Annotated in this window: 12 protein-coding genes; all 12 read left to right on the forward strand. The window is 37.2% G+C overall.

The genetic code is table 11. From position 1 onward, the window contains the following. The first annotated feature begins 52 nt into the window (after nucleotides 1–52). Complete coding sequence (gene floA, locus V7149_RS09325) at nucleotides 53–1,054, forward strand: flotillin-like protein FloA (RefSeq protein ID WP_335345364.1); 1,002 nt, start codon at nucleotides 53–55, stop codon at nucleotides 1,052–1,054. 42 nt (nucleotides 1,055–1,096) lie between these two features. After that, nucleotides 1,097–1,588: a hypothetical protein gene (locus V7149_RS09330; RefSeq protein WP_335345365.1), complete on the forward strand. Its 492-nt coding sequence runs from the start codon at nucleotides 1,097–1,099 to the stop codon at nucleotides 1,586–1,588. 83 nt (nucleotides 1,589–1,671) lie between these two features. Further along, nucleotides 1,672–1,956, forward strand: a complete 285-nt coding sequence (gene yqfC / locus V7149_RS09335) for a sporulation protein YqfC (RefSeq protein WP_335345366.1) — start codon at nucleotides 1,672–1,674, stop codon at nucleotides 1,954–1,956. A gap of 105 nt (nucleotides 1,957–2,061) precedes the next feature. Then, nucleotides 2,062–3,258, forward strand: a complete 1,197-nt coding sequence (yqfD, locus tag V7149_RS09340) for a sporulation protein YqfD (protein ID WP_335345367.1) — start codon at nucleotides 2,062–2,064, stop codon at nucleotides 3,256–3,258. Then, nucleotides 3,255–4,217, forward strand: coding sequence for a PhoH family protein (locus V7149_RS09345; RefSeq protein ID WP_335345368.1), 963 nt, complete (start codon nucleotides 3,255–3,257; stop codon nucleotides 4,215–4,217). The genes yqfD and V7149_RS09345 overlap by 4 nt, the downstream gene beginning before the upstream one ends. A 197-nt stretch (nucleotides 4,218–4,414) precedes the next feature. Further along, entirely contained in the window at nucleotides 4,415–6,607 is a 2,193-nt protein-coding gene (locus V7149_RS09350; RefSeq protein WP_335345369.1) for an HD family phosphohydrolase, read from the forward strand. Next, nucleotides 6,604–7,074, forward strand: coding sequence for an rRNA maturation RNase YbeY (gene ybeY / locus V7149_RS09355; RefSeq protein ID WP_335345370.1), 471 nt, complete (start codon nucleotides 6,604–6,606; stop codon nucleotides 7,072–7,074). Before V7149_RS09350 ends, ybeY begins: the two co-directional genes overlap by 4 nt. Then, a complete protein-coding gene (locus V7149_RS09360) occupies nucleotides 7,052–7,432 on the forward strand; it encodes a diacylglycerol kinase family protein (protein ID WP_335345371.1) in 381 nt (126 codons plus the stop codon). Before ybeY ends, V7149_RS09360 begins: the two co-directional genes overlap by 23 nt. Nucleotides 7,433–7,723: 291 nt before the next feature. Next, nucleotides 7,724–8,122 (forward strand): cytidine deaminase, encoded by a 399-nt coding sequence (locus tag V7149_RS09365; protein WP_335345372.1) that lies wholly within the window; start codon nucleotides 7,724–7,726, stop codon nucleotides 8,120–8,122. Next, nucleotides 8,115–9,029 carry a GTPase Era gene (gene era, locus V7149_RS09370; RefSeq protein WP_335345373.1) on the forward strand — a complete coding sequence of 305 codons (915 nt, stop codon included), beginning with the start codon at nucleotides 8,115–8,117 and terminating at the stop codon, nucleotides 9,027–9,029. The genes V7149_RS09365 and era overlap by 8 nt, the downstream gene beginning before the upstream one ends. A 193-nt stretch (nucleotides 9,030–9,222) precedes the next feature. Next, entirely contained in the window at nucleotides 9,223–9,366 is a 144-nt protein-coding gene (locus V7149_RS09375; RefSeq protein WP_082677167.1) for a YqzL family protein, read from the forward strand. Nucleotides 9,367–9,396: 30 nt separating this feature from the next. Continuing rightward, nucleotides 9,397–9,841, forward strand: a 445-nt coding sequence (gene recO, locus V7149_RS09380; RefSeq protein WP_335345374.1) for a DNA repair protein RecO, incomplete at its 3' end; no start/stop codon positions are given.

Genomic DNA, 9,841 nt, shown 5'->3' on the forward strand with positions numbered 1-9,841 from the left:
TAGTAAGAGAAATAATAGATCAAAATAAGAAAGAAAAAGAGGAGGAATAAATATGGAATTGCTAGGGGCTGGTACAGCTTTTTTGATAGTAGCCGTTGTTCTTGCGATTATTCTATTGGGAGTTCTTTTTACATTTGTTCCAGTAATGCTTTGGATTTCAGCTTTGGCAGCTGGAGTCAGAGTCAGTATCTTTACATTAGTTGGGATGAGGCTCCGGAGGGTTATTCCAAGCAGGGTCATTAACCCCTTAATTAAAGCACACAAAGCGGGTATAGATGTAACGACAAATCAGCTGGAAAGCCATTATTTAGCAGGTGGGAATGTCGACCGTGTTGTGAATGCACTGATTGCCGCACATCGAGCAAATATTGAATTAAAATTTGAGCGCAGCGCAGCAATTGATCTGGCAGGCCGTGATGTTCTTGAAGCTGTCCAAATGAGTGTTAATCCAAATGTAATTGAAACACCTTTCATTGCTGGTGTTGCAATGGATGGAATTGAAGTAAAGGCAAAAGCTAGAATTACTGTTAGAGCGAATATTGAACGTCTTGTCGGGGGTGCTGGTGAAGAAACAGTCGTTGCTCGTGTTGGTGAAGGAATCGTCTCGACTATCGGTTCGTCAGAAAATCATAAAAAAGTTCTTGAAAATCCTGATATGATTTCTAGAACAGTCCTAGATAAAGGATTGGATTCCGGGACAGCCTTTGAAATCCTTTCGATAGATATTGCGGATGTGGATATCGGTAAAAACATCGGAGCCCATTTACAAACAGAGCAAGCAGAGGCAGATAAGAAGATTGCCCAAGCTAAAGCGGAAGAACGACGTGCAATGGCTGTCGCTTCAGAGCAGGAAATGAAGGCAAGGGTTGAAGAAATGAAAGCGAAGGTTGTAGAAGCTGAAGCACAAGTACCGCTTGCCATGGCTGAAGCGCTTCGATCAGGAAATATCGGGGTTATGGATTATATGAATATCAAGAATATTTCCGCTGATACAGATATGAGAGATTCTATTGGTCGGATTAATGATGATCACAAAGACGGCGGTCAAAGATAAATAAAGGCTCACTTTAATAAATAGAAGGGAGGGGGTTCCCTCTTGGAATTTATTTTCGAAAACCCAATTTTTATTATCGTAATAATTGGCTATATTATTTCCTTTTTCATGAAAAATAAAGGAAATCAGCAGCAACAGCGGAAAGGCAGCGGGCAGCAAGTGAAGCCATCACCAGCTGATGTGTTTAAGCAAATACAGGAACGTATTCCTCCATTGGAGACGAGATCTATTGAAGAACAGCAAAGGCAGCAGGCTGAACAAGCACGAAAGCTTGAAATGGAAGCTTTGGAAAGGCAGAGGCTTGCTGAAGAAGAGATAAATGCACTAAAGGAACAACAGGAAATGGCTAAGAAGCAAGCGGAACTTATTAAGACAGTTCCTAAAGCTCCGGTACCTATTCAAGGTGCAGTACAGAAAGAATGGAGGCAGACCTTATCTCCTAGCAAAAAACAGCTCATCGATGGGGTTATTTGGTCTGAAATTATCGGACCTCCAAGGGCATTAAAGGCTCATAAGTCAGTAAAAAAACAATAAATTATCTTAATTCATAGGTGAAAAATATGTGCTAGAACCCCCTTTCATTTCATACATATGAGATGAAGGGGGGGTCTTTTTTTATGGCAAGAAAGTGGGGACAATTCGTCCGAAAATGGATGACAAAAAATATGGAGCTTCCTCAAGATGTCATGATGGATTTACCCCGCATTACGATGATCGGACAAATCCATATATATATTGAGAACCACCGTGGATTGCTTGCTTTTTCAGATAAAGAATTAAGGCTGCTCCTTAAGCAGGGCCAGCTGTTAATAAAAGGGAAAGCCTTTGTCATAAAAACGATTCTGCCCGAGGAAATTCTGCTGGAAGGGAAAATTGATCAAGTCACATATATTAACGATTAATTAAGGATGTCCTTACAGAAGGACAGTAGCCTTTTGTAGGGACTTATAGGAAGGGTATTATGAACAGCAAATTTGTGGTGATAAAGAGAATTCAGGGGGAAGGCAATGAAAAATCTTTGGGTCGAATTTTTTGGAGGGATTGTAACAGTTAAGACTAAGGGTAAAGGAATTGAGCGTTTTATTAATACTCTTACACGAAGCGGAATTCTTGTATGGCATGTAAAAAGGCACGGTACCGAGGCAGTAACCTTTAAAATGAAGCTAAATGATGTGAAGCAATTAAGAAATATTGTTCGGAACAGTGATTGCAAAATCGAATTTTTACAGCGGACAGGCTTTCCATTTATCTTTAAGCGCATGTTGAAAAATATTGGATTTGTTATTGGCGCCCCAATATTTTTATTAGTTATTATCATATTATCAAATATGGTTTGGGGAATAGAGATAAAGGGGGCAGACCCTGCAACTGAATACAAAATACGAAAAGAGTTAGATGAACTAGGTGTAAAACGCGGGAAAGTACAGTTTTTCTTAGATAATGTTGAAGCTATTCAGAGGAAACTGACAGATAATATTGAGGAAATTACTTGGGTTGGTGTGGAATTAAAAGGGACAACCTACCATCTTCAGGTTGTTGAAAAAACTGAACCAAATAAACCAGAATATTTAAGTCCAAGACATTTAGTTGCAAAAAAGAAGGCAATTATTGTTGACATGTTTGTTGAAGAAGGACAACCAAAAGTAAGTGTAAATGATCATGTAAATCCTGGTCAGCTCCTTGTTTCAGGAATTATTGGGGAAGATGGGCAAAAAACCGAGACAGTTCCGGCAAAAGGAGAAATCTTTGGTGAAACATGGTACACAACAACGGCTACAATTCCATTAAAAAACACGTTACAAGTATTAAACGGAAATGAAAAACAAAAACATTTTCTAAAGGTTGGAAAATATGAAATTCCGATATGGGGATTTGGTAAAGTGGATTACAAAGAATCCAAAACAGAGGCAAATGAAAAGAAAATCCATTTTTTAAAATGGGAGCTTCCAATATCTTATTTATTTAAAACAATAAGGGAAAGCGAACAGGTCATACAAATATATTCGAATGAAGAAGCATTTGAAGCTGCAAAAATTAGTGCGCGGAATGATATAAAAAACCTTCTTTCTGAAAATGCTAAAATTAAAGGGGAAAAAGTTTTACACAAGTCAGCAGAGAATGGTAAAGTTACTATATCAATACATTTCCAAATTATTGAGAATATAGCAGAAGCGCAACCAATTATTCAAGGAGATACGGAATGACTGAAGACTTGAAGACAATGAATGTACAACTTGAGAATCCGAATGAAGCAATGAGCTTGATTGGGAATTCAGACGCAAACATAAAAATGATTGAGCAAGAATTGTCTGTATCCATTGTTACACGCGGAGAAAATATTTTTGTTTCCGGTGAAATGGAACAGGTTGAAATGGTTGGAAAATTACTTTCTGAATTACTGCAGGTTATCAGAAAAGGAATCAACATTAGCCAGCGGGATGTCATGTACGGAATTCAAATGGCGAAAAAAGGTACTTTAGATTATTTTAGCGATTTATATGATGAAGAAATTATTAGAAATGCTAAGGGTAAGTCTATTCGTGTAAAGACGATTGGTCAAAGTCAATACATTCGATCCATTCGCACTAATGATCTTGTTTTTGGAATAGGGCCAGCTGGAACAGGAAAAACATATTTAGCGGTCGTTATGGCAGTAAACGCATTGAAAAATGGTCAAGTTAAGAAAATAATTTTAACTCGTCCTGCCGTTGAAGCGGGAGAAAGCCTTGGATTTCTGCCTGGTGACTTAAAAGAGAAAGTGGATCCGTACCTTAGACCTTTATATGATGCTTTGCATGATGTATTAGGGGCTGAACATACAGAAAGACTAATCGAAAGAGGAACGATTGAAATAGCCCCCTTAGCCTATATGAGAGGCCGGACGCTTGATGATGCTTTCGTCATCCTTGATGAAGCCCAAAATACAACTCATGCTCAGATGAAAATGTTTTTAACCCGTCTTGGATTTGGTTCGAAGATGGTGATCACTGGTGATAAAACACAGGTAGATCTTCCAAAAGGTGCAAAATCTGGATTAATTCTTGGCGAAGAAATTCTAAAAGGTGTGAAGGGAATCGCGATTGTACATCTTGAAGAAAGTGATGTAGTCCGTCATCCTCTAGTAGCAAAAATTATTCATGCATATGGTCAGCACGAGAATTAAAACCGTCGGGAATACCGTACGGTTTTCTTTTGCTGTTTTCGTTAAGTGAAGAATTATGACTTTTTCAGAAGTTTTTTAAGAAGGATGAAACTTGTTTGAAAAACTGTTATCATTTTACATAATAAATGTAAGTCTTAAACGAATAGTAGAATCACTTATCTGGTCAGTTTCATTAACTAAGATAGGAGGGACTGAATGTGGAAAAACTGCAGCAATACTTAATGAAAATTAGAAATTTATTAGAATTAACCTTTTTTAGAGTTCTTCTATTTGTTTTTCTTGGGATTGTAATGTTCCTTGCTATGTACAGTAATGTTAAACCAGAAAAATTAGACCTAGGACTGTTTTCTGTTGCTGAGCAAACAATCAGATCTCCTATCACGATTGAAGATAAAGTCTTAACGGAAAAAAGGAAAAAAGAAGCAGCAGATCATGTGCCGGATGTTTATGTAGTAAAGAAGGAAATTGCCCAAAATCGTGTAGACTTAATTACATCTATATTTGATTCTGCTACTGAGGTTAATGATGAGATACAAGATGATTTAGAAAAGAAACAAAAAGCAGCTGAAAGCTCCGATGAAGCTGAAGGCGAAACAATCGTTTTTCCTGAACCAACGCCTTCAGATAAATTATCGTTGATGAAGGAGAAGCTGACTGAGGATGTAACGAAGGACATTACTGATCAGACCCTCCTTACTTTATTACAGGCATCTAGAGGCGAGCTTACGATTGCTAAAGACGTGACAGTAACTGCAATTAATAATGTAATGAGCAAAAGAATTCCTGCAGATGAAGTTGAAAATGCAAAAAAACGTTTAGAAGAGGAGCTAAAGTTTACAAGCTTAAACTCTGATCTTAAAACGGGAGCGATTGAACTAGGAAGATATGCAGTTTACCAGAATGAATTTTATGACCCTTCTGCAACGGATGAGATGCGACAGCAGGCCATAGAGAGTGTTGAACCTGTAAAAATTCTTCAAGGACAAATTATTGTAGAGGAGCAGTATTTAATTAGCAGAGATATTTATAGACAGCTAGAGCTAATCGGATTGCTTGATAACAACCATTCAATAAAGCCATTTTTTGGCCTTGGATTAATTACCTTTATTATTCTTGCAGCCCTTTATTATTATTTTAATGAATTAAAGCTTCACTCCGAGCTTAAGCAAAGTTATCTATTATTATTTAGCTTAATATTTGCCCTATCCATTTTAATGATGAAGGGAATCAGCTTTTTTCCTGAATTTAAGTACTCGGAAATTAGCTATATTTTTCCGGCTGCCATGGGACCAATATTAATCCGAAACTTAATTGATGAACGAATGGCTGTAATATTTACAATCATTATGGCCATTTGCGGAAGTATTATTTTTAATGAAGGAATAACAGGAGCTTTTCACGTTACTTCTGCCATTTATATTATTTGTAGCGGGCTAGCAGGGATCATATTTTTAACAAAACAAAAAAATCGGTCACGAATTTTACAAGCAGGCATGTTTGTGGCTGGTATAAATGTGGTTTTAATTTTTTCCCTTATCTTTCTTAGAAACGGGCAATATGATGGGCTGGAATATGGCTTTTATTTGATTATCGGGGCGCTTTCAGGAATTTTGTCTGCAGTATTAGCCATTGGCTTACTTCCTTTTTTTGAGGCTGGATTTGGCATTCTTTCTACAATCAGATTGATTGAACTGACAAGCCCGAACCACCCTCTTCTTAGAAAAATCTTAACTGAAGCACCAGGCACTTATCACCATAGCGTCATGGTAGCTAACTTGTCTGAATCCGCTTGTGAAGCCATTGGGGCAAATGGGCTGCTTGCACGGGTTGGCTGTTATTATCATGATATTGGCAAAACAAAAAGGCCGCAGTTTTTTATTGAAAACCAAATGAATATTGAAAATCCGCATGATCGGCTGCCTCCGCAAACTAGTAAAAATATTATCATTGCCCATGCGACTGATGGAGCAGAAATGCTTAGAAAACATAAAATGCCTAAGGAAATTGTAGATATTGCTGAACAGCATCATGGGACGACACTTTTAAAATATTTTTACCATAAAGCAGGTCAAAATGGGCTTGAGGTTAGGGAGGAAGATTATCGGTATCCAGGACCAAAAGCTCAAACAAAGGAGGCTGCTATTATTGGGATTGCAGATAGTGTTGAAGCCGCGGTCCGTTCCATGTCTAATCCTACCCCTGAGCAAATAGAGGGGCTCGTGAGAAATATTATTGCGGATCGACTTCAGGATGGACAGCTCAATGAATGTGATTTAACGTTAAAAGAGCTGGAAACAGTCGCTAACTCTATTTGTGAAACATTAAACGGAATTTTTCATTCTAGAATTGAGTATCCAGAAATGACAAAGCAGAAGGTGAAACAGGCATGAGTTTAAATATCGACTTTTTAGATGAAACAAATGAGCTTACTGAGGAACAAACCTCTTATATTGAAGAACTGCTAAATTTTGCAGCAAAGTTTGAAAAAATTGAAGAAGAAAGTGAAGTATCTCTTACCTTTGTTAGCAATGAAAAGATCAGGGAAATTAATAAAGAATATCGCCATAAAGACAGTGTAACAGACGTCATTTCTTTTGCGATGGAGGAAATGGGGGAGGGAGAATTGGAGCTCGTAGGTCTTGATATGCCGAGGGTGTTGGGAGATATCATTATTTCCGTTTCAAGGGCATATGAGCAGGCCGAGGAATACGGGCATTCCTTTATGCGTGAAATCGGTTTTTTGGCGGTTCACGGCTTTCTTCATTTACTCGGGTATGACCATGAAACACCGGAAGATGAAAAAGAAATGTTTTCGCGTCAAAAGGATATATTAGATGAATTCGGCCTCCAAAGATAGAAAGAATCGGTTGTTACATTCATTTGGTTACGCAATGTCAGGCATTAAAAAGGCCTTCAAACAGGAAAAAAATTTGAATATCCATTTATTTGTTTCGATTATTGTCATCTTAATGGGATTAATGCTTTCCATATCTAGTTTGGAGTGGCTTATCATTCTCTTAGCTATTGGAGGCATGCTGTCATTGGAAATGATAAATTCCTCGATTGAAAGAGTAGTGGATCTTGTTACGGAAGACTATCATCCACTTGCAAAGGCAGCAAAGGATATGGCAGCTGGGGCTGTATTGATTTTTGCTGTCATCTCAGTCATCATCGGATTGATTATTTTTCTTCCGAAATTAGTTTTGCTTATTTAAAACTGTCCTTTTTTGCAGGGCAGTTTTTTTGTTAAAATGATGAAATCATTGAGGTTTAATTAGATTTTTCCAGGGTAAAAAGCAAGAAATTGCAACAATTAACGAAACGATATTTGTAAATGACCCAATCGTTTTGATAAAATAACAGAGCAGTACGACATATTTATCCTCGTATTTTTGGAAAATTCAATTTTTTTATATTACGTTTTTGCTACAATCAGTGATTTTGATTTCAATTTGAGGTAAAATAAAAGAAGGTAACATCTTTCAAAACGAAAGGAAGACTTATTAGTGCAAGTTGAAAAATTAATTGAAGAAGCGAAAGTCGCAAGAGAAAGAGCATATGTCCCTTATTCAAAATTTAAAGTTGGTGCAGCGCTCTTAACGTCAGATGGGAAAGTATACCATGGATGTAATATTGAAAATGCAGCATATAGCATGTGCAATTGTGCGGAAAGAACGGCTATTTTCAAAGCTTACTCTGAAGGAGTCAGGAACTTCACAGCAATGGCTGTAATAGCTGACACAGACCGTCCATGTTCTCCCTGCGGTGCATGCCGGCAAGTAATTGCAGAATTATGCCCTAAGGATATGAAAGTGTATTTAACGAACCTTAAAGAAGATATTCTTGAGATAACAATAGAACAACTACTGCCAGGAGCTTTTTCACCGGAGGATTTGAATGAATAATACTGAACAAGGACATAAATCAGGATTTATTTCCATTATCGGAAGACCAAATGTCGGAAAATCAACCTTTTTAAATCGGGTTATCGGCCAAAAAATTGCCATCATGAGCGACAAACCACAAACAACAAGGAATAAGGTTCAAGGAGTATTAACAACGAATGATGCTCAATTTATTTTTATTGATACTCCAGGAATTCATAAGCCAAAGCATAAACTAGGCGATTTCATGATGAAGGTCGCTCAAAACACATTAAAAGAAGTCGATGTCATCTTATTTATGGTTAATGCATCAGAGGGTTATGGCCGTGGCGAAGAATTTATTATTGAGAAGTTTCAGTCAGTTCGCACACCGATATTCCTGATCATTAATAAAATTGACCTAGTTCATCCAGATGAATTAATACAAATTATTGATTCTTACAAAGAAAAATATACCTTTAGTGAAATTATTCCAATTTCAGCACTTGAAGGAAATAATGTTGAAAATTTATTGGGGCAAATTAAAAAGTATATTCCAGAAGGACCACAATATTATCCTGCTGATCAAGTAACAGATCATCCTGAACGGTTTATCGTCTCTGAGCTCATTCGTGAGAAAGCTCTTCATTTAACAAGAGAAGAAATTCCGCATTCACTTGCTGTGTTGATTGATAAGATGGAGCGCCGCGATGAAAAGGACATGGTTCATGTAATGGCTACGATCATAGTCGAAAGAGATTCCCAAAAAGGGATTGTCATTGGGAAACAAGGAAAAATGCTGAAGGAAATTGGTCAGAGAGCACGGGTTGATATTGAAAACCTACTCGGATCAAAAGTATTTTTAGAATTATGGGTAAAAGTTCAGAAAGATTGGCGAAATAAAATGTCGCAGCTGCGTGATTTTGGCTTCCGTGATGATGAGTATTAGAAAAATATTTTTTAAATGAGTATTACTGTCAATTGTCCAGCCTTAACTAAGGTATTACGATCAAACACTAATTATGTATATTTTTGATTTACAATATTTTTCTCTTATGAAATTTGAAAGACAGGCTATGATAAATGGTAAGGATTTGGGATAAAAGAAAATTGCGTTGAATAACGGAAAGGTGGGGTTTTCGATGATGGATTTTACCTGGAAAGTCTTTTCGCAGACAGGTAATATAGACACATATCTTCTCTTTAAAGAGCTAGAACAGGAAACTCAAGATATACCCGGAAATCAGGACGCAGAACTAACTGAAGTAGACTTTCCCATCTCATAGATTGTCTAAAACTTAGGGATGGTGGATATGGTGCTTGAAAAATGTGAGGGCATCATTATTAGAACAACAAATTATGGTGAAACAAACAAGATTGTAACTTTATACACCCGGGAATGGGGAAAGATTGGTGTGATGGCACGTGGAGCAAAAAAGCCGAGCAGCCGGCTCGCTGCTGTCACCCAACCTTTTACATATGGATATTTTTTAGTTCAAAGAAGCAGCGGATTAGGAAGTCTGCAGCAAGGTGAAATGATTTCTTCCATGCGCTCGATCCGCGAAGATATTTTTCTAACTGCCTATGCAAGCTATATTGTTGATTTAACAGATAAAGGTACAGACGATAGAAAGCCCAATCCTTATTTATTTGAATTAGTTTACCAATCATTAAACTTAGTCAATGAGGGATTTGACGCAGAAATTATTGTGAATATCTTCGAAATGAAAATGTTGAATACGTTTGGGTTGTATCCAGTTT

Origin of the sequence: Bacillus sp. JJ1503, assembly GCF_036965125.1 — a bacterium.
Lineage (GTDB): Bacteria > Bacillota > Bacilli > Bacillales > Cytobacillaceae > Cytobacillus.

Coding starts and splice junctions, on each gene's coding strand:
- V7149_RS09360 (WP_335345371.1), top strand. CDS start 7,052: ATGAATTCGGCCTCCAAAGATAGAAAGAATCGGTTGTTACATTCATTT.
- V7149_RS09345 (WP_335345368.1), top strand. CDS start 3,255: ATGACTGAAGACTTGAAGACAATGAATGTACAACTTGAGAATCCGAAT.
- yqfC (WP_335345366.1), top strand. CDS start 1,672: ATGGCAAGAAAGTGGGGACAATTCGTCCGAAAATGGATGACAAAAAAT.
- era (WP_335345373.1), top strand. CDS start 8,115: ATGAATAATACTGAACAAGGACATAAATCAGGATTTATTTCCATTATC.
- yqfD (WP_335345367.1), top strand. CDS start 2,062: ATGAAAAATCTTTGGGTCGAATTTTTTGGAGGGATTGTAACAGTTAAG.
- ybeY (WP_335345370.1), top strand. CDS start 6,604: ATGAGTTTAAATATCGACTTTTTAGATGAAACAAATGAGCTTACTGAG.
- V7149_RS09375 (WP_082677167.1), top strand. CDS start 9,223: ATGATGGATTTTACCTGGAAAGTCTTTTCGCAGACAGGTAATATAGAC.
- floA (WP_335345364.1), top strand. CDS start 53: ATGGAATTGCTAGGGGCTGGTACAGCTTTTTTGATAGTAGCCGTTGTT.